Origin of the sequence: Shewanella sp. BJSY2023SW007 (assembly GCF_047314525.1) — a bacterium.
Classification (GTDB): domain Bacteria; phylum Pseudomonadota; class Gammaproteobacteria; order Enterobacterales; family Shewanellaceae; genus Shewanella; species Shewanella chilikensis.
Genome location: NZ_JBKORL010000101.1, coordinates 23,088 through 45,774, shown reverse-complemented (window position 1 = coordinate 45,774; position 22,687 = coordinate 23,088). Strand labels below are relative to the sequence as shown.

The 22,687-nt window shown below is 54.1% G+C and carries 20 protein-coding genes; 8 read left to right on the top strand and 12 right to left on the bottom strand.

Annotated features, from left to right (window positions below):
- Positions 1–2: 2 nt before the first annotated feature.
- Genes ACMHXE_RS18165 through ACMHXE_RS18155 form a run of 3 tightly spaced genes read right to left on the bottom strand, consistent with a single transcriptional unit; the run spans position 3 to position 2,568 of the window.
- Positions 3–752, bottom strand: a complete 750-nt coding sequence (locus tag ACMHXE_RS18165; protein ID WP_413732996.1) for a PepSY-associated TM helix domain-containing protein — start codon at positions 750–752, stop codon at positions 3–5.
- Positions 742–1,305: an FMN-binding protein gene (locus tag ACMHXE_RS18160; RefSeq protein WP_413732994.1), complete on the bottom strand. Its 564-nt coding sequence runs from the start codon at positions 1,303–1,305 to the stop codon at positions 742–744. Before ACMHXE_RS18160 ends, ACMHXE_RS18165 begins: the two co-directional genes overlap by 11 nt.
- Before the next feature lie 42 nt (positions 1,306–1,347).
- Positions 1,348–2,568: a porin gene (locus ACMHXE_RS18155; RefSeq protein WP_413732992.1), complete on the bottom strand. Its 1,221-nt coding sequence runs from the start codon at positions 2,566–2,568 to the stop codon at positions 1,348–1,350.
- Positions 2,569–2,968: 400 nt separating this feature from the next.
- Here ACMHXE_RS18155 and ACMHXE_RS18150 point away from each other — a divergent pair, with 400 nt between their 5' ends.
- Positions 2,969–3,700 carry a DUF3581 domain-containing protein gene (locus tag ACMHXE_RS18150; RefSeq protein ID WP_101052737.1) on the top strand — a complete coding sequence of 244 codons (732 nt, stop codon included), beginning with the start codon at positions 2,969–2,971 and terminating at the stop codon, positions 3,698–3,700.
- Positions 3,701–3,702: 2 nt separating this feature from the next.
- On the opposite strand, the gene ACMHXE_RS18145 is transcribed toward ACMHXE_RS18150, so the two are convergent.
- Entirely contained in the window at positions 3,703–5,682 is a 1,980-nt protein-coding gene (locus ACMHXE_RS18145; protein ID WP_413732990.1) for a diguanylate cyclase, read from the bottom strand.
- A 236-nt stretch (positions 5,683–5,918) separates the two neighbouring features.
- Complete coding sequence (locus tag ACMHXE_RS18140; protein WP_413732988.1) at positions 5,919–7,517, bottom strand: TerC family protein; 1,599 nt, start codon at positions 7,515–7,517, stop codon at positions 5,919–5,921.
- A 546-nt stretch (positions 7,518–8,063) separates the two neighbouring features.
- Here ACMHXE_RS18140 and ACMHXE_RS18135 point away from each other — a divergent pair.
- The 7 genes from ACMHXE_RS18135 to ACMHXE_RS18105 all read left to right on the top strand — a co-directional run bounded on the left by ACMHXE_RS18135 (position 8,064) and on the right by ACMHXE_RS18105 (position 14,814).
- On the top strand, positions 8,064–8,678 hold the full coding sequence (locus tag ACMHXE_RS18135; RefSeq protein ID WP_101052744.1) for a CDP-alcohol phosphatidyltransferase family protein: 615 nt from the start codon (positions 8,064–8,066) through the stop codon (positions 8,676–8,678).
- A 25-nt stretch (positions 8,679–8,703) separates the two neighbouring features.
- Complete coding sequence (locus tag ACMHXE_RS18130; RefSeq protein WP_339087048.1) at positions 8,704–10,473, top strand: bifunctional alpha/beta hydrolase/class I SAM-dependent methyltransferase; 1,770 nt, start codon at positions 8,704–8,706, stop codon at positions 10,471–10,473.
- Positions 10,473–11,858, top strand: a complete 1,386-nt coding sequence (locus ACMHXE_RS18125) for a phosphatase PAP2/dual specificity phosphatase family protein (RefSeq protein WP_413732985.1) — start codon at positions 10,473–10,475, stop codon at positions 11,856–11,858. The genes ACMHXE_RS18130 and ACMHXE_RS18125 overlap by 1 nt, the downstream gene beginning before the upstream one ends.
- Positions 11,851–12,279 carry a hypothetical protein gene (locus ACMHXE_RS18120; RefSeq protein ID WP_101052750.1) on the top strand — a complete coding sequence of 143 codons (429 nt, stop codon included), beginning with the start codon at positions 11,851–11,853 and terminating at the stop codon, positions 12,277–12,279. The genes ACMHXE_RS18125 and ACMHXE_RS18120 overlap by 8 nt, the downstream gene beginning before the upstream one ends.
- 19 nt (positions 12,280–12,298) lie before the next feature.
- Positions 12,299–12,937: a lysophospholipid acyltransferase family protein gene (locus ACMHXE_RS18115; RefSeq protein WP_413732983.1), complete on the top strand. Its 639-nt coding sequence runs from the start codon at positions 12,299–12,301 to the stop codon at positions 12,935–12,937.
- The gene (locus ACMHXE_RS18110; protein WP_025008904.1) at positions 12,934–13,857 is read left to right on the top strand and encodes a phosphatidate cytidylyltransferase; all 924 of its coding nucleotides are present in this window, start codon (positions 12,934–12,936) and stop codon (positions 13,855–13,857) included. The genes ACMHXE_RS18115 and ACMHXE_RS18110 overlap by 4 nt, the downstream gene beginning before the upstream one ends.
- A 99-nt stretch (positions 13,858–13,956) precedes the next feature.
- Positions 13,957–14,814, top strand: coding sequence for a pirin family protein (locus ACMHXE_RS18105; protein ID WP_413733026.1), 858 nt, complete (start codon positions 13,957–13,959; stop codon positions 14,812–14,814).
- A 51-nt stretch (positions 14,815–14,865) separates the two neighbouring features.
- Here ACMHXE_RS18105 and ACMHXE_RS18100 read toward each other — a convergent pair whose 3' ends face one another.
- The 7 genes from ACMHXE_RS18100 to rsmE form a co-directional block, all read right to left on the bottom strand.
- Positions 14,866–15,897: a site-2 protease family protein gene (locus ACMHXE_RS18100; protein WP_226564997.1), complete on the bottom strand. Its 1,032-nt coding sequence runs from the start codon at positions 15,895–15,897 to the stop codon at positions 14,866–14,868.
- A 111-nt stretch (positions 15,898–16,008) separates the two neighbouring features.
- A complete protein-coding gene (locus ACMHXE_RS18095) occupies positions 16,009–16,371 on the bottom strand; it encodes a DUF4144 domain-containing protein (RefSeq protein WP_224866057.1) in 363 nt (120 codons plus the stop codon).
- Between the two features lie 103 nt (positions 16,372–16,474).
- Entirely contained in the window at positions 16,475–18,145 is a 1,671-nt protein-coding gene (locus ACMHXE_RS18090; protein WP_226565000.1) for a DUF342 domain-containing protein, read from the bottom strand.
- Between the two features lie 311 nt (positions 18,146–18,456).
- Positions 18,457–19,491: a methyltransferase gene (locus ACMHXE_RS18085; RefSeq protein ID WP_413733025.1), complete on the bottom strand. Its 1,035-nt coding sequence runs from the start codon at positions 19,489–19,491 to the stop codon at positions 18,457–18,459.
- 123 nt (positions 19,492–19,614) lie between these two features.
- On the bottom strand, positions 19,615–20,931 hold the full coding sequence (locus tag ACMHXE_RS18080) for an alkaline phosphatase (protein ID WP_101052898.1): 1,317 nt from the start codon (positions 20,929–20,931) through the stop codon (positions 19,615–19,617).
- 7 nt (positions 20,932–20,938) lie between these two features.
- Entirely contained in the window at positions 20,939–21,898 is a 960-nt protein-coding gene (gshB, locus tag ACMHXE_RS18075; RefSeq protein WP_109248596.1) for a glutathione synthase, read from the bottom strand.
- A gap of 43 nt (positions 21,899–21,941) precedes the next feature.
- Positions 21,942–22,673 (bottom strand): 16S rRNA (uracil(1498)-N(3))-methyltransferase, encoded by a 732-nt coding sequence (gene rsmE, locus ACMHXE_RS18070; RefSeq protein ID WP_109248597.1) that lies wholly within the window; start codon positions 22,671–22,673, stop codon positions 21,942–21,944.
- Positions 22,674–22,687 lie beyond the last annotated feature (14 nt).

The following is a 22,687-nucleotide window of genomic DNA, read 5'->3' as shown; positions in this document are numbered from 1 at the left end:
TCTCAGCGCTTCTGTTTTAAATAAATGATCAGGCCGCTCACAGACAGTAATAATAAGGCGATCGCCGCCAGATCCATCAGATAACTGCCGGCAGCGCCGAAGATTCGGCCGCTGTGCAGATCCTGAAGAACCCTGTGCCAGGACAGGCGACTGGCGCGAATATCTCCGATCAACTGCTGCGTTTGTATCTTTGCCCCTTCGAGTGGTTTTATCCAGGGGAGGGTCACCAGGCTGCTGGCCGCTTGCCAGTCCAGCAGTTCGCTGTCGCTGCGATATTGGCCCAGTGGTGTTTTTAGCCAGACATTGCCGGGCTCGACCGCCAAGGCGTTTATCTGCGGCGGCAAACCTGTCAGCTCGGTTTGGGTTTCCAGCACAGCAAGATCCTGGCTCAAAATCGTCAAACTGTTTTGGGTCAGCAGCAGCCACTTGTCTTCAAAGGGAGCCATGGCCAGTATTTCATCTGTTTGCTCGGCTAGCGGCGTGCCGGTTATCCAGGCCTGCCCCTGACTGCTGCCCGCCAGCGGCTGGGCTTGCCAGACTTTGACATCTTCCGGGGCGCCAATGCCGTAATAGTCTTGCAGCCATTGCCAGTGCACGCCTTGGGATAGGTTCAGCTCACGGCTGTGATTCAAGGCCAGGCCGGTCAGTGTCAGCAGCAACACAAGCACACTGCTGCTGATGCCAATACGTTTGTGCCAGGGGCGCAGGGTGCGCAGGAGACGGACTCGAAAGTCCGGATGTTTACGTGTCATCTGGGCTCACTGTGTTTTGCAGGCTGAGTTGCCGATCAAGATAGAGGGCGATGCGGGCCAGTTTGGTCAGGGCCCTGACGGACAGTGTTGCCCCGGTAATGCCATCTATATGTTTGTCCAGCTGTTTATCTTTTGTGAGTGTCGCCGATTTAAATTGATCGGTAAAGAAGTCGTGCCTGACTTCATCGCCGCGGCTTTCGCGGTAGATAAGCACCTTGGTGCGATAAATCTGCCCATGGCGCACCTGAATACCCACAGTGATTGGCGCTTCTTTGCCAATTTCCTCGAGGATCCAGACAGTGTCGTCTCCCCGCTGCCAATAGCGGGTACGCAGCGGCCGAAAATCGTGGGCCAGTATCTCTTCTATGACCTGGCGTTGCTCGGCGCTGAACCAAAAAACTTTGGCTTTGGCTTGGTCTTGACCTTTACCTTTACCTTGGGAGCCCAAGGCCTGGGTGACAAAGTCTGCCGGGCTTTGGTAAACGCTTTGCGCCGCCTGGGTTTGAGTGAATGGCAGCAAAAACAATGAGAGTAGTGCAATACGGGTCTTCATAAGTGCCTCAATGAGGGCGCCCCAGAGGGCACCCAAAGATCATCAGAACTGATAACCTACACCCAGATTGAAACCATCTGAGTCAGATTTGCCGCCACGTTTTTCGTAGTCGGCCTTGAACACCACATTCTCGTGCAACCAGTAGTTGATACCCACATTGGTTTGGGTTTCTTTGGTGTCTTGATTGTCACCGGCATTGTTGTCCCATTCGTTGTAGCGGGCGAAGATACCGAACTGCTCGTTAAAGCGGTAGGACGGCTCTATATACCAGCCATTTTGCTTGTCGCGGCCCAGGGCTTCGGCTTCAAATCCATCTATGTCCCACTCGGCGTAGAGGGCTCTGATGCTGAAGTTTTCTAGGTGGTAGATGGCGTGCGCCGACCACATCAGAGCCGAGGCTGTGTCTACAGTGGCTTCGCCTTGAGTCAGATCAGATTGGTACTGAACCGTGGCAGCCAACTCCAGACCGGGAACGGCTGTGTATTTCACCCGGCCGGTATAGGCCAGATCGTCAGCCTTGGCCTCGGAAACCTTTTGGCGACCGCTTCTTGGCTTATAGGCATTTTTACCTGTGGTAGGGACATTCAGGCCCGAGGTCACGGCCGCATCGAAGGCCAGTCCGGGAGCCGCCTGGATATTCATTGCCAGACCCGCTTCCCACCAGGTAGCCGGGAGTATGTCTTTCTCAACCGGGTTACGCTCGACACCATAAAATGCCGGTGGCTCGTGGGTTTCATTGATGATGCCAACCGGCATCAGGAACAGACCCGCCTTGGCAGTCAGGGCTTCATTGAAGTCGTGCTCTATGTAGGCCTGCTCCAGCTCGACTTCGCCATTTTGACCATCGCCTGAGATGGAGTGTTCCACTTCCAATTCGGAGAAGAAACGGGTGTCTTCAGTAAACTCATGGCCGAAGAAGAGTACGAAACGGTGGAAGTCGAACTCTTTCTTATCCTCGCCCAGCTTGTTGTCTATGTTGTTGTAGTGCAGCTCACCATAGCCGCCGATAGTGGTGGCGGTTTTTTGCGGCGTGGCATCTACCACCTCGGCGGTCTGTTCAACCCGCTCAGCGGTTTGCTCGACCCGCTCGGCAGTTTGTTGCTGACGCTTTTCGGTTTCTGCCAGACGGCGCTCCAGATCCTTGAGGACTTTCTGCTGCTGTTCGATGATTTGGCGCAGCTCTTGAGTCTCGTCCGAGGCGAATGCCTGGGGGCCGCACAGGGCTGTCAGTAGCGCACTGGCAATGAGAGTTTTCTTGATCATCTTGGTTCCCGTTGTGATGTTACTGTTGTTGAAATCGGGCGAATTCTAGCAATTGATTTAATAAATGCAAACGATTTGCATTTATTATTGTGATCAAAATTAACAAATGTCAGCATCTGTAAACCGAGTTGTTATTGTTGAGGTTTTGCCTGAAAAACTGGCTTTACAAAGTAAGCTTTTGATCTTTTGAGCAAAGTAGTAAGGCTGTATTTGAGTTATCCAGCAGAGCTTGGAACCATTTTCGGATAAAGTCGCTGAAGTGCGATTGCTTGATTTTTGAGCGGCTAACCTTGGCCGGAAGCCAAAGCCAACAGATCGGGTGAGTTATTTGTCAAAAGGCGGTTAAACTGGTAGGCCTTTTTATTCCGGTTAGCCTTGGCTTTGTGAGTGTTTGAACAAGATGTTTCTAGTTGATTATTTTAAAAGAGAAAATAACCAAATAACCATAGGCCGTAAGCAGGCCAGTGATTTTGCCAAGGGAGTAGCAGGGGATTTCAATCCTATCCATGATGAGGATGCCAAGCGTTTTTGCGTTCCAGGCGATCTTCTGTTTGCCCTGGTGTTGAACGATTATGGCCTTAGCCGCCGGATGCTGTTCAAGTTTGAAGGCATGGTCGGGGACGGCGTATGTCTGCATTTTCCCGGCAATCAGGGGGCCGAGCTGGCGATAGAAGATGAGCGCGGCAAACGCTACCTGAATGTCCATCGCGATGGTGAAACGCGCCACTGCGAACGGCAGTTGGAATCCTTTATCCGCAGTTATGTGGCTTTTTCCGGTCTCAACTTTACCCATGTTTTGGTGCCTTTGATGCGCGAGCATCAGGTCACCATTAATCCGGCGCGGCCCTTGGTTATCTATGAAAGCATGGGTTTTGAACTGGACACCCTGGAGTTTGAGCAGGTTAAACTGGAGCTGATTAACAGCAATCTCAAAGTCGATGGCAAACGCGGTGATGTGACGCTGGATTTCGCGCTTATCAGTGATGATAAACAGGTAGGAACCGGGCGCAAGACCTTGGTACTCAGTGGCTTACGTCCTTTCGACGAGGCGGCAGTGGAGGCCATGGTCAGTGAGTATCAGGCGCGCCGCGATGGCAGCTGGAATGGCGGCGGCTCGCAGACAAACGCCTGAATTCAAACTGCGTTGGCTTCTGAGTCCTGTGCCAGCTCACTTTCGACTCGATTACGCCCAAGCTGCTTGGCTTGATAAAGAAGTTTATCCGCAGTATCAGTCAGTTGACTGAAGCTTTGGCAACCGTCGGCGTCCAAAGCCACTCCTTGGCTGACGGTGAGCCTCAGTGGCTCGCCATTTTCCAGGGTGAATATGTGCTCGGCCACGCTTTGCCTAAGGGTTTCGGCAACAGACACAGCGTCATTCAAGCCGGTATTGGGCAGCAATAACATAAACTCTTCACCGCCAACCCGAGCCAGTAGATCATCCTTCCGCAGCAAGGCTTTCATCACCTTGGCCAGTTCGATCAGCACTCGGTCGCCGTTATTGTGGCCATGAGTGTCATTAACCTTTTTGAAGCTATCTATGTCGAGCGTGATTAACGCCAGCGGGCCATGTCTGCGCTGGACTTTGGCCGGCAACAACAGTGATTTCAGTCGAAAAAGCAGTGTGCGCCACTTAGGTTGCGACTCCTGGCTTTGCTCCTCTGAAGCTTGATGGTACAGCAACCAACCGGCCAGATAACGGCGGTTATAAAGGCCGGTGAGGCTGTCGGTCTTGGCCAGCAGTCCCCACTTCAAGCGTGAGCGATTGAGCCAGAGAATAATGATAGTGGCCAGTAACAGCAGCAACAGGATGATGCTGCTGATGATATTGAGTTGATTCAGGGTCGTGCGGTTGGTTTCCAGCTCCAGTTTTTGCAGTACGTTGTTCCAGTTGAGATCCTGGTTTTCAAATTCGAGACGTTCTAAGTTAAACAGTAACTGCTGGCGATCCAGATTACTGACCAACTCCTTGGAGCTGTATACGGCGAAGCGTTGCTGGTACTGATCCAATACCTCGTAAGCGCGCTTGAAATTACCCAATCCGGCAAAGCCTTCGGCGCTGACCTTTAACAATTCTATCTGGGAGCGTAACAAGGTTTTTTCCTTGGCTAAGCCGATAAGCAGAGGGTCGACATAGACGGCCATTTCGGCGTACTTATGCTTGTTGAGTAACTCTTGGGCCTTGAGCAGTTGAAAGCGGCTGGTATAGAGGGTTGAAGTCTCGCGATATTGCAACTTGTCGGCCAGTTGCAGGTGCTTTGCCATGGACGACACATCCCCGGAATCCCGGTACTTTAGCGCCAGTTCTACATTGATGCGAAAGCGATACAGGCCGTATCCCAATACTCTGGCCAGTTCCAGCGCCGCTTGATATCTATCTATGGCTATTTCAACCTGTCCCTGCTGCTCGGCCAACTGAGCCAATTCCAATTGCACCAGCATCTGGTTGTAGGACATCCTTCTGTCCTTGAAGAATTTGAATGCTTTCTTAAGCAGTTTTTCCGAGCGCTCAAAGCCGTTAAGGCGCACCAGAAGGTGGCCCATGCCAAAGGAGATCCGCTCCAGCAACTCCTTGTTCTGGCTCTGTTCGGCGGCGTCCAATGACAGCATCAGGCTGGCATAGGATGCATCCAGCTTGCCTTGCTGTTCAAGCGCCTTACTTTTTAGTAGCAGGGCTTCAGCCTGAACCACTTTATCGGCCGAATTTTGCTGACTATCTATTATTTTTTGCAGTTCGCTGATGGCCTGTGTGACCTTGCCGGATTGCAACATCACCTGTACCAGTCTCAGTTCCAGCAGGGTATGTTCGCTGGTTCCCGGAACCGCCAGTTTAAGGCCCTCTTTGGCGGCTTGCTCGGCGGCGGGGACCTCATGCAGCAGCAGAGATACTGTCGCCTTAGTCAGATAAAAACGGGTCAGCAGGGGCTTGGGCAGGTCTTTGAGTTGCCCGCTTTCCATCTCGTACAGTTGAGCCTGCGACCGTTGCGGCAGTGAATAGAGCTGGCTTTCGGCCCCTTTAAGCAAGCGGGAGAATTGCTCTGCGTTGGCCGCCGACAGAGCAGGGCTGGCCAGTATCATTATTATTGCTATCCATGGCAGGCAGAAGCGTTTCTTCATACTTTTAGTGCTCTTTGAACCGAAAATGTCTGATAAAAGTGATATTGGGGAGGGATTATCGCGTTCACGGCTTGGGTTTGTCTAATTATTCGCGGGTGACTACTTAAGTTTGGGAATTGTCCGATGGAGCCGGAGTGCCCGAAGGAGCTAGGTGATCAACAAATGGTGGAAAGGCGGGTTGTCGTAAAAACAGCGCCGATAACCGCAAATTTTGTTTGGCTATCGGCGCTTGTGGATCAGTTTTCTACTAGCGTTTGATAGGAGCCGTCGTTGGCAGGGCTGTTTTCAGTTTGCTGATCCAGACGGCTTATTTTGACTTCGGCTATCTGGTGCTGATTCATCTCAGTGACTTCAAAGCGCCAGGGCTCTATAGTCAGCACACTGCCTGCTTCCGGGATCCGGCCAAAGCGTGCCAGCAACATGCCCGCGAGGGTCACATACTCGTGATTATGGCTTTCGAGTTCATCGTAGCCCAGGAGCTTCCCTAACTGATGCAGGTTAATGCTGCCGCGAGCGCGCCAACCATCGCCATCGATGCGGATCTCTTCGGCCTCATCTTCCTGGGGCAGTTCGCCGACTATGGCTTCGAGAATGTCGTGGCCGGTGACCAGTCCCAATAGGGCACCGAATTCGTCTGTGACCAACGCCATGTCGGCCTTGGCGCGCTTTAGCTCTTCCAACAAACGGAACACGCTGATGCTTTTCGGCACTATCACCGGCTTGTGGCCGGGGCGCAGACTCTGCAGTGGCCGTTGTTGCTCTATGGCGGCCAGCAACTCCTTGGCACTCACCAGTGCCACGACCTTGTCTATATCGCCGTCACACAGGGGATACTGGCTGAATCTGTCGCTATGCAGTTGTTGTTTTATCTGCTCGGGGCTGTGGCTGAGGTTAACCCAGCTTATTTCGGCTCGCGGCGTCATAATGCTCTTGATGCTGCGCTCGGCCAGAGTCAGCACTTCACCGACCATGTTGCGTTCATCTTCACCAAAGCACTTGCTCAGGGCGCGCTCGTCTTCGGGCAACTCTTCATCTTCTTCAATTTCTTCAAACTGCTTCTTGCCGCCCATCAACTTGAAGATGGCGTTGGCTGTCCTGTCCCTCAAGGGTTTACGGGCCTCACGTTGTTCGAACCTGCGTTGCCCCAACTGGTTGAAGAACTCGATCATGATGGAGAAACCTATGGCGGCATACAGATAACCTTTGGGAATATGGAAACCAAAGCCTTCGGCCACCAAGCTGAAACCTATCATCAGCAGGAAGCTGAGACAGAGCACCACCACGGTTGGGTGTGCGTTGACAAAGCGAGTCAGCGGTTTGGAAGCCAGCAACATCACAGTCATGGCCACCACTACGGCTGTCATCATTACCCAGAGCTCATCCACCATACCGACCGCGGTAATGATAGAGTCGATGGAAAATACCGCATCCAGCACCAGTATCTGGGTCACAACTATGCCAAAGCCGGCGTAGGCGACTTTCTGGCCAATTTCCGGCTCTTTGGACTCCAGCCGTTCATGCAGTTCACTGGTGGCCTTGAACAGCAGGAACAGCCCCCCGGATATCAGGATCAGATCCCGTCCGGAAAAACTGAAATTGGCAAGGCTGAATAAAGGTTGGTTGAGGGTGACCAGCCAGGACACCACGGCCAACAGGCCAAGGCGCATCAACAGAGCCAGCGACAGGCCTATGACCCGGGCTTTGTCTCTTTGATGTTGAGGGAGTTTTTTAACCAGAATGGCAATAAATACCAGGTTGTCTATGCCGAGAACTATCTCGAGGATGATAAGGGTAAAGAGTCCGATCCATATGTGTGGGTCGAGCAAAAGTTCCATAGTGGTGAACCAAGGGTCTCAAAGTGGGTTTAACTTGGGCCTATTGCAGCATAACTTGGGTGGAATGCTGAATTAATTTTGGTTAATCCTTTTTGAGCATGATAGAAGGTGAGTGCAACACTACGTCTACACCATCCTGGGCGCGGGGCTGTGTTTGGTTGTCTGAAACGCTAGTCTGCTTAAATTATTAAAAGTATCAATTTGTTGTATTTATTTTGGTTGAATGAACGTCAGCGCTGGCTATTCCAAATGCCTATTGGGGCTTGGCAACTTGATTGGGCCATTCATGGCTATCTATCAGCTGGAACATTTGGCTTTAACCCTAAAGCCAATCGAAGCAGAGAATCAATAGACTGGATACAGAGAGGTGCAGTGGCATTTTCCCCTTGTCGGAGGCGTTGCGGTTGAGTCGTGATTCAGCCGCGGCTTTTTCCCTCAAGCACTTTGAAGCATATTAAAAATCAGGCATAGTGCACTTTGGTCATTTGCGCGAGATTCAAGGATGACTGTGAGAACTTTTCTTTCTCGATTAGGATGTTGTAGCCAATGAGTTTGTCTGTTTATCAGTTGAAATCCCGCTTTCAGGACCTACTGAGGCCACTGGTTACCCGTCTGTATCAGCGCGGCGTCAGCGCCAATCAAGTCACGGTATTGGCGGCGCTGGGTTCTATACTGCTGGGAACCCTGTTGCTTATCTGGCCTCATCCTTGGCTCTTTGCCCTCATCCCGATTTGGATGCTGAAAAGAATGGCGCTCAATGCCATAGATGGCATGTTGGCCCGCGAGTTTGGGCAGCAATCCCGTCTCGGCGCCTACCTCAATGAGCTCGCCGATATTGTTTCGGATGCGATACTCTATCTGCCTTTTGCCTTGCTCGGTGGTGTGGAACCTGCACTGGTGATCGCCCTGACCTTACTGGCCATTGCCAGTGAATACGCCGGGGTGCTCGGCCTGATGGTGGGAGCCGAGCGCCGCTATGATGGCCCCATGGGCAAGAGCGATCGCGCGTTTGTCTTCGGTATTCTGGGGCTGGCCGTCGCCTTGGGTTGGTTGACACCATTCTGGCTCAATTTGATTTTGTCATTGGTTATCCTGTTACTCTGCCTGACCATATTCAATCGGGTAAAATCCGGTTTGAAGCAGGGTGAGAGCGCAAGTTAAGTTGTTTATCAAAGGAATGAATTATATGGATAATGCCGCAAGGGTACCCGAGGAACACTTTTTTACTACCCATGATGGATTCCAGCTGTTTTATCGTTTCTGGCCGGCGCTGGAAACCAATGAACAAGAGGATCCCGGGGCCGTGTTGCTGTTTCACCGTGGTCATGAACACGGTGGTCGAATGGCGCACCTGGTGGATGAATTGGCGCTGCCTGAGCAGGCTTTTTTCGCTTGGGACGCCCGTGGTCATGGGCAATCACCGGGCGCCAGAGGCGACAGCCCCTCCTTCGGTACCAGTGTCCGCGACATTCAGACCTTTGTGGAACACATAGAGCGCAAACATGGTTTCAGCCAAGAGCAGCTGTGTGTGGTGGCCCAAAGTGTCGGCGCCGTGCTGGCCAGCACCTGGGTGCATGACTATGCGCCTTCTATTCGTGCGCTGGTGCTGGCGTCGCCGGCCTTCAGCGTCAAGCTCTATGTGCCTTTTGCTATCCCTGGGCTCAAGCTGCTGAGGAACCTCAAGGGCAACTTTTTCGTCAACAGCTATGTTAAGGCCAAGCTGTTGACCCATGACCCCGCCAGACAATACAGCTTTGAGACTGACCCACTGATCGCCAGGCCGATCTCGGTCAATGTGTTGTTGGGACTCTATGATGCCGCCGAAAGGGTGGTGGCCAATGCCCAGGCGATTACTGTACCGACTCAGGTACTGATCTCGGGCGCCGACTATGTGGTTCGGCGCCAGCCGCAGCAACAGTTTTTTGAGCGTTTGGGTTCCCAGCGTAAAGAATTGCACCTGCTGCCCGGTTTTTACCATGACACCCTGGGAGAGCTGGATCGGGCCGACCCGATAGCCAGGATCAGACGCTTCCTGCGGGCCAATATCGCCTCGCCACAGGCGGCTGTGAATTTGTTGCAGCAAGATAAATTCGGCCCGAGCTGCGCCGAAAGTGAATCGCTCGCCGCCCCTCTGCCCGAGGCTTCCTGGCAGGCCAAATACTGGCAAGCCACCCGCGCAGTGATGAAACTGGGGGAGAAATACTCAGAGGGTATCGCCCTGGGTTTCGAGCGCGGCTTCGACTCGGGCAGCACCTTGGACTATGTCTATCGCAACACCCCCTCCGGCAAGGGGGAGTTTGGCCGTTTTGTCGACAAACAATATCTCAATGCCATTGGCTGGCGCGGCATACGCCAGCGTAAACGCCATATCGAAGAGTTGCTGGCGCAGGCGCTGTCGACGCTGAGAAAGGAAGAAAAGCCGCTGCATTTGATGGATGTGGCCGCTGGGCATGGCCGCTATCTGCTGGAGAGCCTGGCGAACAGCGATATCAAGCCCGATTCTGTGCTGCTGCGTGATTACAGTGATATCAATATCCGCGACGGCCGCGCTCTCATCGATGAGCTTGGCCTCAGTGACATAGTGCGCTTTGAAAAGGGCGATGCCTTCGACTTTGATTCGCTGGCGGCGGTCGAGCCCAAACCAACCCTGGCGGTAGTCTCCGGCCTCTACGAGCTGTTTGGTGACAATGAGATGGTGTCCCGCTCCCTGGCGGGTATTGCCGCGGCGCTGGCGCCCGGAGGCCTGCTTATCTACACGGGCCAGCCCTGGCATCCACAGCTGGAATTCATCGGCCGGGCCCTGACCAGCCACAGAGACGGTCAGCCTTGGGTGATGCGTCGCCGCAGTCAGCAGGAGATGGATCAACTGACCAAAGCCAACGGCTTTCACAAGTTGACTCAAAGAGTGGATGAGTGGGGCATATTTACCGTGTCCATGGCGCGTAAGGCCGACTGATGCCTGAGCTGCCCGCCCGTCGACGCGAGGTCGGTACCATTCGCCGGGGCCTGCTTTGGCTGGCCTTGTTGGCGCCGTTTTTCTTTGCCAGCTATGGTTTTGCCAATTGGTATGCCTCGCAGCAAAGTGAGGTTCCCAGTCTGGTGTTTTCCTGGGAGCACGCCATTCCGCTTTGGCCCTGGACCATAGTGCCTTACTGGTCGATAGATCTTCTCTACGGCCTGGCGTTTCTGCTCCCCCTCAGCCGCAAGGGGATAGACAGACTGGGGCTCAGGCTGCTGAGCGTACAGCTTCTGTGTATCGGCTGTTTTCTCATCTGGCCACTTAAATTCAGTTTTGAGCGCCCGCCGCTCGACGGCGTTTTTGGTGGTTTGTTCGATCTCCTGATGGGGTTTGATAAGCCTTTCAATCAGGCGCCCTCTTTGCACATCGCCCTCTTGGTGGTGCTCTGGAGTGAATACAGTCAGCGGACCAAGGGCCCCTGGCGTTATCTGCTCCACGGCTGGTTTGCCTTGATTGGCCTGTCGGTGCTGACGACCTGGCAACATCATTTTATCGACTTGCCCACAGGGCTGGCGGCCGGTCTGTTCTGCCTCTGGCTGTGGCCGCGACATTCGTTCAGCCGCTTGAGTTTGGCGAGGGAACCTTGCAGGCTCAAGCTGGCAGCGGCTTATGGCGTCGGCGCCGTCTTGCTGCTGCTCGCGGCCTTGCTCTGGCCCATGAGTCTCTTTGGCATGCTGCTGTTTTGGCTGGCCTTGGCGCTGGCCATGGTGGCGCTCAATTATCTCCTGTTTGCCGCCGCGGGTTTTCAAAAGAGTGAGCTGGGCCATCCCAGCTTCGCCAGTCGCTGGCTGTTGTTACCTTATCGTTTGTTTGCCTGGCTCAATATCCGTTTCTGGACCGCTGGCAAGGTAGCGGCGCAAGAGGTACTGCCCGGGGTTTGGCTCGGGCGCATGCCCACCATGAGTGAAGCGCAGCAATATGATGCCATATTGGATCTCTGCGCCGAGTTACCTTTCCCCTATTCGGGCAAGGCCTTGCTGACACCTGTTCGGGGGATGACCGAAGGCAAGCTCAAATGGTATCAGCCCATGCCCATGCTGGATTTATGCTTGCCGGATGAACAGGAGTGCCTGGAAGCGGTCAGGCGGCTCGAGTGTTTGCGCACTTCAGGTACTCTACTGGTATGTTGCGCCTTGGGTTATGGCCGTAGCGCCCTGGTATTGGCGGCCTGGTTGCTGCTGAGCGGTCGGGCCGGCAGTGCCCTGGATGCCGCAAGGATGATTGCCGCCGTCAGACCCAAGGTGGTTTTCAAGCCAGAGACTCTGGCTTACCTGGAGCGGCTCAAGTCCGGTTTTTGCCCGCCAGAGGTGCAACATGCCTGAGTCGCAGCAGCGGGATCTGGCAAAATTGGTGGCCACTTTATTGGGCAATGCCGCGCCGCTGCGCTGGTTCAGTGCCGTTTTGATGTTGGCACCTTTGCTGCTTCTCTGGGGCGGCAAGCTTCAAGGGTGGTCGGAACTGCTCAGCGCCCTGTTGATGGTGCTTTTCGGGCTGGGCGGACAGTATTTTGGCCTTAGAGTCGCGCTGGATGCCAAGCTGTTTGCCGCTCTGGCAGGGGAGCATTCCTGCGAACGTCTGGATCACAGCATGCAGCAGCTCGGCTGGCTTAAAGAAGAACAGGCCGGTCGCAGTATGCTGCAGCGCGCCCAAGGGGCGCAGGCGCTGCTAAAGCGTCTGTTCCTCTGCTTTGCCGGGCAGGCCGCGGCGCTGATGTTGTTACTCGTCTGGCGCTTTTTCCTGTAAGAGGAGTTTACCCTTATCTATGGATACCCTAATCGGCTGGCTCGCGGGATTGACCGCCTTTGGGATCACCTCGGCCGCCAGGTTGGTCACAGGTGCCCGTGCCCTGTGGCTTGACTGCCGCGCCAATCACAATCAGCGGCTCTACTTTGCCAATCACAGCAGTCACGGTGACTTTGTGTTGCTGTGGGCATCACTGCCTGCCTTGCTGAGACGCAAGACTCGTCCGGTTGCCGGCGCCGAGTATTGGCAGAAGACGGCGCTGAGGCGCTTTATTATTCAGCGGGTATTCAATGCCGTGCTTATTCCAAGAGAGAGCCATGGTGAGGGCAATCCCTTGGCGCCGGTGGAAAAGGCGCTGGCCGAGGGCGACTCGCTGATCTTCTTCCCGGAAGGAACCCGTAATCTGAGCGAGGCGCCATTGTTGCCGTTCAAGAGTGGAATCTATCATCTGGCACACTCGCGCCCGGATCTGGAGCTGATCCCCGTCTGGATTGCCAACCTCAATCGCGCCATGCCCAAGGGGCGTTATCTGCCGTTGCCGCTGCTCTGCACTTTGAGTTTTGGCACGCCTATCAAGCTGCAGCCGCAGGAATCCAAGGTGGCCTTTCTCGAGCGTTTGCGTTTGGCACTATTGGCGATGTCACGGGAGGAAGTATGAACCAGACACTGTGGTTGTTTGCCGGCATAGGCCTACTGCTGGTGGTAGCGACCCTGATAGGCCGTTTGCTGGCCTGGCGTAAGGGCAACAACGCTGTTATTGCCAATCTCAATGCCAGAATCGATGCCTGGTGGATGATGGTGCTGGCCATAGGCATAGCCTTCCTGTTCGGGCTCTATGGGGTGATATTGCTGTTTGCCCTGGTATCTTTCTATGCGCTCAGGGAGTTTTTAACCCTGACACCGACCCGGGCCAGCGATTATCCAGCCCTGGTCGCCGCCTTCTATTTTGCCTTGCCGGTGCAGTATCTGCTGATCGCCATCCATTGGTACGGCATGTTCAGTATCTTTATTCCCGTGTATCTGTTCCTGCTGATGCCGATTCTGGCAGCACTTGGCGGCGATACTACACGTTACCTTGAGCGTACCGCCAAGGTGCAGTGGGGGCTGATGATAGCCGTCTATTGTGTCTCGTCAGTGCCGGCGCTGATGACCTTGAAGATTGAGGGCTATGAAGGGCGTAACTTGCTGCTGATCGCCTGGCTCATTCTGGTGGTGCAACTCTCCGATGTGCTGCAGTATTGCTGTGGCAAGCTGTTTGGCAAACGCAAGGTGGCACCCAAGCTGTCGCCCTCCAAGACCCTCGAAGGCCTGGTCGGTGGGGTATTGCTGGCGACGCTGGTGGGTACTTCGCTGTTTTGGATCACCCCATTCACCCCCTGGCAGGCGGCAATCATAGCTTTACTGGTGAACCTGCTCGGCTTTGCCGGAGGACTGGTGATGTCGGCCATCAAGCGTGACCGCGGCGTCAAGGATTGGGGCCATATGATAGAGGGCCACGGCGGCATGCTGGATCGGATGGATTCTGTCTGTTTTGCTGCGCCGGTTTTCTTCCATGTGGTGCGCTATTGGTGGGTGTGACCTTTCTATAAAGTCGAAGACTCATAGCGGATAAATGCGCTTTTTGTTGTTATTTGTCGGCAGTAAGCTGGGGCTATTCCAAAGTGAAGGAGCCCAATGATGAAAATATTGCAAATACTGCCGGCGCAACCCACCTCTGACGGCGATGGGGTCAATATCAGCCGGGTCGCCGATTTTCTGGCTCTGGCGCTGGATCCTTATCTGATGCTGGATGAGATCCGCTCCGACGATGAACGCGATTATCTCGGCGGTTTTCCGCCGCATCCCCACCGCGGTATGGAAACTTTTACCTATATCCGCAAGGGCGGCTTTGAGCACAGGGATCAACTGGGCAATGTCCGCGCCATCCGCGAAGGCAAGGTGCAGTGGATGAGTACCGGCCGCGGTGTGGTCCACTCCGAAATGCCGCTGGCCGATGCCAAAGAGGGGCTGCATGGCTTTCAGATCTGGCTCAATATGCCGGCCAAGGACAAGATGCGGCCGCCCAGGTATCAGGATAGCGCTGCCGATGAACACCAACAGCTTGAAACTGACGGCGCCAGCCTGAGACTGCTGGCCGGTGACTGGCGTTTCGCCGGTACTGAAGCCAGTGCTCCCTTGACCGGGTTGGCCGGCGATGCGGCGATTGCCGATTTGACGCTGGCGCCTGATGCCCAAGCCGAGTTGGAACTCAGTCATCTGGGGCGGCTGGCGCTCTATTTGCACAGTGGTGAATTGCAACTGCCGGATGGCAAACAACTGGCCGCCGGTAATATGTTGCTGCTCGACAGTCGTTATCCTCTCGAGCTGCAAGCCGGTTTCAAGGGCGCAGGCCTGCTCATTCTGGCCGGTAACCCTATTGGTGAGGCCGTGGTGCAGATGGGGCCTTTTGTGATGAATACCCAGGCGGAGATCCTGCAGGCCATTCGTGACTACCAAAACGGTGATTTAGGTGAGATACCATCCGGTTCCGTTTAACTGACATAGGCTACAGACGGCTGCTTTGTTGCAGCCGTTTGCCATATTGCATCAGCTCTGCAATATTTTGAGTGGCAATCCCAGCATATCATCTCCGCTACCCGCCAGATGCCAGATAACCCCTACCAGGGCCGCCACGGTTAACAGATACCAGATAAGGGAAAACACTTGCCCATACCTGTCCAGCGGCAACAGATGGCTTTGATGACGCTGTTTCCACTCAAACAGAATCTCGGCGCTGCCTATCAGCAACAGGAACCCCAGCAGCGCTAGCCCCAGGCTGTAGCTGATAAATACTCCGATGGCGGCACCGAGAATACAGGCGATAAGGCCGATGGCGCTGTTCATTGAAAAGCTGATGCTCTTGAGAATATGTCCGCCGTCCAGCGGCAGAATTGGCAACAGGTTGAACAGATTGAGTAAGGCGTTAAAGGCCGCCAATCCGGCAAAGAAGGGATTGCCCGTGATCCAGTAGGCCACGAGTGCCGCCAGGGACATTAACAGGCCAAAGGTTGGCCCCATGATGGAGATCACCACATCTTGCCAGCGGGTGTTGATCTTCTCATCGGACAAGGCCAGGCCGCCCATAAAGGGAATGAGGTAGATACCTTTGGTTTTCATACCAAAATACTTCATCGCCCGGATATGGCCGTATTCGTGAAACACCAGACAGGCAATAAGGGCAAGGGCAAACTGCAGTGAAAACAGCCAAGAATAAGCGGCAATACTGGCCCCGGCCAGTACGACCTTGATCACCTTGGCGCTCTTGAGCAGTTTGAAGCCCAGAGACACCAGCCCCACCAGACTCAGTTTCTGCTGTTTCACCGGCGCTATGTCCGGTGTTTGCCGCTCAATATCTTTGCTGTTGCGCCTGCCTTCAATTGTGACTTGTTCATCGATGAGCAAACGATAGCTCAGCTCAAAGGGTTGCCAGTTGAGCTGGGTTTCCAGGCGTACCTTGATGCTGCTGCCATCGGTGCGACTAAGACTGAACTCATGGCGGCCGCTGCCTTGGTCATTGGCGCTGGCGGCTTGTTGTGATACCAATTGGTTATCCCAAAAGAGTTGCTGCCAACCTGCCATGGAACCTTCCAGCCTCAGAGGCTTCCCTAAGCAATCTATTTTCAGAAGTTGCAAATCTATGACTCCGGTGAGAGAAAACGCGCCGATTATACCCGTGGGCGCAGGGCTTTGTCAGAGATTGTCGAGATAACGCACCATCTCCAGCCCTTGTGGAAAAGTGATAAAGGCCAATTTGGCCACGCAGCAGCTGCCGAGCGCGGCGGCGTGCTTTTGCACCAACAGCTTGAGATCTTTGAGTTCGAGTCGAGACTGGCTAGGGCCTATTTGCGGCAATGAGGCCAGCACAGGTTCGTTGCTGCGAGTGGCTGGAAGTATGGGATAGCATAAGCCGCCGGAATCTATCAGTTGGTCGCCCTGGCAACTCAGGTGTTGATGCAGGCAGATATACTCCAACCAGTCTCTTTCATTCTCGAGGAACAGGAGTTCGTCTGAATCTGCCGGTTTTAGAATGGCGGGCCAGGTGGGCTGTGTCATAGGGGCTCCACGCATAAGCTGTTCCCGATACCATAACACAGTGACTTGGTGTTGCTATGATTTCTTCCCGGTCAGATTGAGCCATAGCCGTACGGCTTTGAGGTTAACCGCGATTGCTGTAATCGAAGTGGATTTCTCCATTTTGGTTTTCAATCACGCAGGGGCCGTGTTCCCTTTGAGTGCGCTGCTGTGCCGGGCCTATGTGAATTTCCACATTGGAGTAGACATGCTTCAGGGCTTCGACAAAGTAATGGCGATAGTAACCTTCAGTTTCCGCCTTCAGAAGATCGAGTTCGGTTTCTTCCCGCAGCCGCTCATCATCGACACGATGTTTCTCTTGCAGCATCATTTTGATCTGTTCGACCATGGTAGGATCTGTTTGCCATTCACTCTTGGGCGGCAGTTTTCTCAGCCGGGCTTCCATCTCCAGCCCGGCTACTACCAGAACCCTAACACTCTCTTCGAGTTCTTTGAGGTTTTGGCGGTATTCCCCCAAACGCATGGCGCAGAAGAGATCTGTCTTGGTATCGGCTGTGGCGCCTATGGCGACGGCCTTGATACCTTTTTCTGCCTTGGCTATTCCGCCCACCAGGTCTCCGCGACGGCCGTTGGCATCGCTGACTATCAGTTTGCCATCGGTGCAACTGTAGCTGTGCAATAGCTGCTTGGTTACCAGAATATCGCCTTGGCACTGAAGATCAGAATATTGCACAAACTGGGCCGAAATCTGCCCTTTGGCTCTTATTTGGGTCGATAGCTCATTGGTGCGGATCTGCCGACCTATAATCCCCTTGCTGACGGTGATATCTCCCTCTGCCGTCAGGGACGCCGAGTCGACAAAGCCCATCACAGTGATATCACCACTACTCTTGACCTGCATCCCTTCATGGACGTCGCCACTGATAAGGATACTGCCCTTGAAGTCGACGTTGCCATAGCCCACGTCGACATCTTTTATCTGCAGCACATCGTCCACCTGCATGCCGTTGCGGATCTCCACCGGCTGACCGGCTACAGTGGCGATAAGCTTATTGCTGTCTTTGGCGCTGAGTTCTGTACCTTTACCTACCACCATCTCCAACTCTTTACCTGGCTTGGCCGGCAGTACTTCACCGAAGACATTGTAGCCTGGGGTACCTTGGGTGGCGGGGATCTTCTCCATCAAAATATCGCCGCTATTGACCATGATGACGGCGCCCAAGTTACGCATATCCACAGTGCCATCCTCCCGCTCCTGAGGGTGCAACAGGCGTTCACGGGCCAGGGGGACTTTGCGATCCAATTTGGCATGGCTACCGTTCACTGCGGCCTTGCCACATGCAATTATGCCTTCTATGGTTTCACCGGGTTTACTCTGCTTCAGGCGTTTGAGCATGGTTTCTATCTTGATTTTCGATAGTCCCATGCAGATCTTATCTTCCTTGAGACGGCGAAGAATGTCCGGCAGGGTGATCTCTTTACCGCCCCAGGCGGCGGTAAGGGTCATGGCGGCTTGCATCTTATCCTTGCTCGGCTGGAGTGATATCTGGCCGTCACGACGCTCGGCTATCTGAAAAAATTGCTCGAATTGGCCATCTTCTTCGGCATAGAGCTTGTTGATCTCTTTGACGGCTTTAACAATTTGACTGTCCAGGGGGTAAAGTTTGGCAAAGTCAGGTAATGCCAGCAGATGACGAATGGCTTCCTCGGTAACGGGACCATGGGTTTTGGGGATGAGCCTCAGCTCGGCAAATTGCATGTTACTGCTGAGTTCAACGAGATCCGGCGCCAGCATATTAGAGTATCCAGGTTAGTTATACCTTTCCTTTGGAGCTTGAATATGTTTGCCACTCGAGTAAGAAACTGTTTGTCCATGGTGTGTGCCATGACATAACAGGAAAACAGGGGCTCTTATCGACTGAGTCAACTCCTGTGCGGAACGGTACTATTATTATTTTTCCGACTGCTATTGAGTATAACAACATAAGCTCGCCGAAACGAAGCCTGTTGTTAACATCCCATTAGCAGTTATTCAAAAGATAATAGCCCTGAATACTTATAAAAATCTTTGATCTCTTAGCGAAAAGTTACCAAAATTTTTCGGCGTTACTTTTTGTCACTGGTATTCCGGTAAAGCTTGTATTTGTTGTTTTCGGCGATGACATTCACCTTGCCGAAATGGGCCGCTATTGTGTCGCTGTATGGCAGGTGACGATTGGCCACTATCTGCCATACTCCTCTGTCTGTGAGTTTTTTGGCGCTGTCGGTGATAAAGCTTTCGGCAATATGGGTAGTTGCCGCCAAACCATCGTGAAACGGCGGGTTGGAGATGATGGCATTGAACTCGCCCTGGGTGGCGCTCAAGCCATCTGATGGATAGACCTTGGCGCTAAGGCCATTGGCCTTTAGGGTCAGCTCACAGGACAGCAGCGCCATGGCATTGATGTCGACACATTCCAGGCTCAGCTCCGGCTGGGCTTTGAGCAGGGCGGCCGCAATCACTCCGGCGCCGCAGCCAAAGTCCAATACCCGGCCCTCAAGCTTGGGCAGATGGGACAACAACAGCTCTGTGCCCAGATCCAGACGTTTTTCACTGAATACTCCGGCCATATTGCAGATTTGCACATCCCCTTGGGGAGTGGGCAAGCTGTAATGACTGACATAGGTCTCAATATCCAGCGCAGTTGGGCTGGCGATGGCCTCGGCGGCAAACAGCAGGCAGTGACGGGCGTTGTCCAGTTTGATCGGATTGCTGAACCAGTGACTTTGCTGCTTGGCAAACGACTTTATCCCACCTTTGTTTTCCCCTATGACCAGCAGCTGGCCTCCCGGTTGCAGGTGCAGCGCTGCCAGTTCCAGCAGATAAGCGAGCAGCGGCTTGGCCTTAGGGTAGTAGACCACAACTGTCTCGAACCTGTCAGTATGGGGCAACTGGTGGCCAAAGTAACAATGAAGCTCGGTCTTGGCTTGCGACTTAAGCTGTTGGAAGTGATTGAAATCCAGCGCCAGGGCATCGACTCTGGGGCACAGGTTCAAAAGCTCTCTGGCGCAGCTGTCGCTTTCATGGTTGAGCAGCAGCAGGCTTTGGCCTTCAAAAAGCGCACTGTTGCGCAGCAGTAATTGCGATGGCGGTGTCAGCAACATAGGAGAACTTCCAAGGATAAAATCTGCTGCGCATTATAGCCAATCAGTGGTGGCAGCGGGCAAGCGTTATAGTCAGCAACCATAAAAAAGCGGCCGCAGCCGCTTTTTTATGGTTAAGCATTATTGAGCAGCCCTTTGCCCCTTGGGCAGTAGGCTTATCAGTTTGGAGGCGATATCCGTGTTGTCCTGGTTGCCGATAAACAGTTCGGCGCCCGGGCCTGTGGCAAACACCTGCACATCTGTGCCGGTATGGCCGCCAGTGGTCCAGCCTGTATTGGAGCGGCGATCTACTTCCTGTTTGATAGCGCTGGCCAGCGTCTCTTTGCCTTGCATTCTGGCCTTGGTCAACTGCTCCAGCAACGCCGGTTCCAGCTCAAAGCCCAGGCCTTGAGCCAGCGGTGCTTGCCAGTCTTCTGCGGTCAACGCCGCGGCGGCCAGGGTATCAATACTGGCAGACAGCCCCTTGAGCACCTCTGGATTCCAGGCATATTTGCCCTTGCTGCCGATGGAGAGACCGCCGGTATTGTGATCTGCGGTGGCCACCATCAGGGTATTGGGGTTTTGGCGCACGAACTGCTCGACCACTTCCATGGTACGGGCAAATTCATCCATCTCCGCCATGGCAGCGGCGATGTCGTTATTGTGACCGGCCCAGTCGATCAGGCTGCCTTCGACCAGCAATACAAAGCCGTTGTTGTTTTGTGACAAGAGCTCCAGCGCCTTGCCTGTCATGGCGCTGAGGCGATGGCCGTTCTTGTCATCCAGCACCCAGGGCAATTGCACTTCGGCAAACAGGCCCATTACCTTGGGCTGTGTGATACTTTCAAGCGCGCTGAACTCCTGCAAAATTTGATAGCCCTTGGCATCAAACTTGGCCAGCAGCTCCTGATCGAAGTATTTCTGGCCGCCCCCCAGCATCACATCGGCATCCGTCTCCAGATACTTGTTGGCCAGCTCGACATAGTTTTTTCGACTTTCGCTGTGAGACAGAAAGGCCGCCGGCGTGGCGTGATTTATCTGGGAAGTGACCGCCACTCCTGTGCTCATTCCCCGCTGCTTGGCCTTTTCCATTATGGTCGGGATGGGTTGCTTTTGGGTGTCGACCGAGATAGCGCCGTTATAGCTTTTCACCCCGGTTGCCAGCGCAGTTGCCGCGGCGGCCGAGTCGGTGACATAGCCGCTGACTCTGGCGGGGTAGGTACTGGCCATACCGACCAACAGGCGATCGAATACCGTCTGTTCTATCTCTTCGGTATCCGGGTTGTCATTGAAATACCGGTAGGCGCTGGTATAAGCCGGCCCCATGCCATCACCGACCATGATCACGATATTTTGGGGTCTGGAAGGGGCGGGATTGGGCAACTGATTGGCATCGGCTGCCAGTGGCAGCAGCAATGCCAGACCCAGCAATGCGCCCGTGAGTTGGCTCAGTTTCATCAGAGTCTCATCCTTGTTGTTTTTGTTGCAGTCTTTGCTCAATGGCATTCATCAGCATGCCGGTGATATTGACATCGAAAGCCGCTTCAATCTCTTTGATGCAAGTGGGGCTGGTGACATTGATTTCGGTGAGCTTATCCCCAATCACATCCAGACCGACGAAGATCAGGCCGCGCTTTTTAAGCTCTGGGCCCAGGGCTCTGGCGATGGCCCAGTCACTTTCTGACAGAGGCTGGGCAACACCGCTGCCACCGGCCGCCAGGTTGCCGCGGGTTTCGCCTTTCTTGGGGATCCGCGCCAAACAGTAGGGCACAGGCTCGCCGTCGATGACCAGAATACGCTTATCGCCCTTGGTGATTTCGGGAATAAATACCTGGGCCATGGCATAGTTTTGGCCGTAGTTGGTCAGGGTTTCTATAATAACCCCCAGGTTGGGATCGTCCTGCTTGACCCTGAATATGGATGTGCCGCCCATACCGTCAAGCGGCTTGAGGATCACATCGCCATGTTGGGCATGGAAAGCGCGTAACCGCTGCGGGTCACTACTGACCAGTGTGGTGGGGGTAAACTGGCTGAACCAGGCGGTAAACAGCTTTTCATTGGCATCACGCAGGCTCTGTGGCTTGTTGACTATTAATACCCCGGCTTCTTCGGCGCGCTCCAGCATGTAAGTGGCATAGATATATTCGGTATCGAACGGTGGGTCCTTACGCATCAGAATCACATCCAGCTCCTTGAGCGGCGTGTCGGTTGCTTCACCCAACTGATACCAATCAGTGGGATCTTCCTGAACCTTGAGTGGCCGCATCTTGGCCCAGGCTTCACCCTGCAGCAGCGCCAGATCCTGCATCTCCATATAGAAGATCTCATAGCCGCGGGACTGCGCCGCCAACAACATGGCGAAGCTGGAGTCTTTCTTGATGTTGATATCTTTGATGGGGTCCATCACTATGCCGAGCTTGATCATGATGCCTTTCCTTTATTCGTTACGCCCACCGGGCGGAAAATGGTTAACCCAGATCGCCGAATCTGAGCTGCAATGCGGTAATGGCGGTTAGTGCCGCGGTTTCGGTGCGCAGTACTCTGGGGCCGAGCAGAACTTCGGTAAATGCCTGGGTTTCTGTCATGGTGATTTCCTGCTCCGACAGGCCGCCTTCCGGACCTATCAAGAGACGCACCTTGTTGTTTGGCAGCTCAAGGCCATTGATGCCGTGAGCGGCTCTGGGATGCAGATTGAGTTTTAATGCCGTCGTCGGCTCGGCGCACCAAGCGGCCAGCTCCATGACGGGTCTCACTTCAGGAACCCGGCTACGGCCGGATTGCTCACAGGCGCTGATAACAATTTTTTGCCACTGCTGCAGTTTCTTTTCCAACCTGTCGCCGCTGAGTTTAACGCCGCAACGCTCTGAAAACAGTGGTGTGATGGTGTTAACCCCCAACTCTACCGATTTTTGTAAGGTGAAGTCCATGCGATCGCCGCGGGAGATCACTTGCCCTAGGTGCAGATCCAGGGGGGACTCAGAGGGATTGTCCATGGCAGACAGCACGTGTACATCCACGGCTTTCTTTCCGGCGCTGATGATAGTGGCCGGATAGTCTTTGCCATCACCGTTGAACAGGCTTATCTGCTCGCCGCTGGACATCCGCAGCACTCGGCCGACATGGGCGCTGGCATCATCATCCAATGACAGGACTTGCCCCGCGGTTATCGGGCCTGGGTGATAAATTCTCGGCACTCTCATGCTCTGTGTTCCTT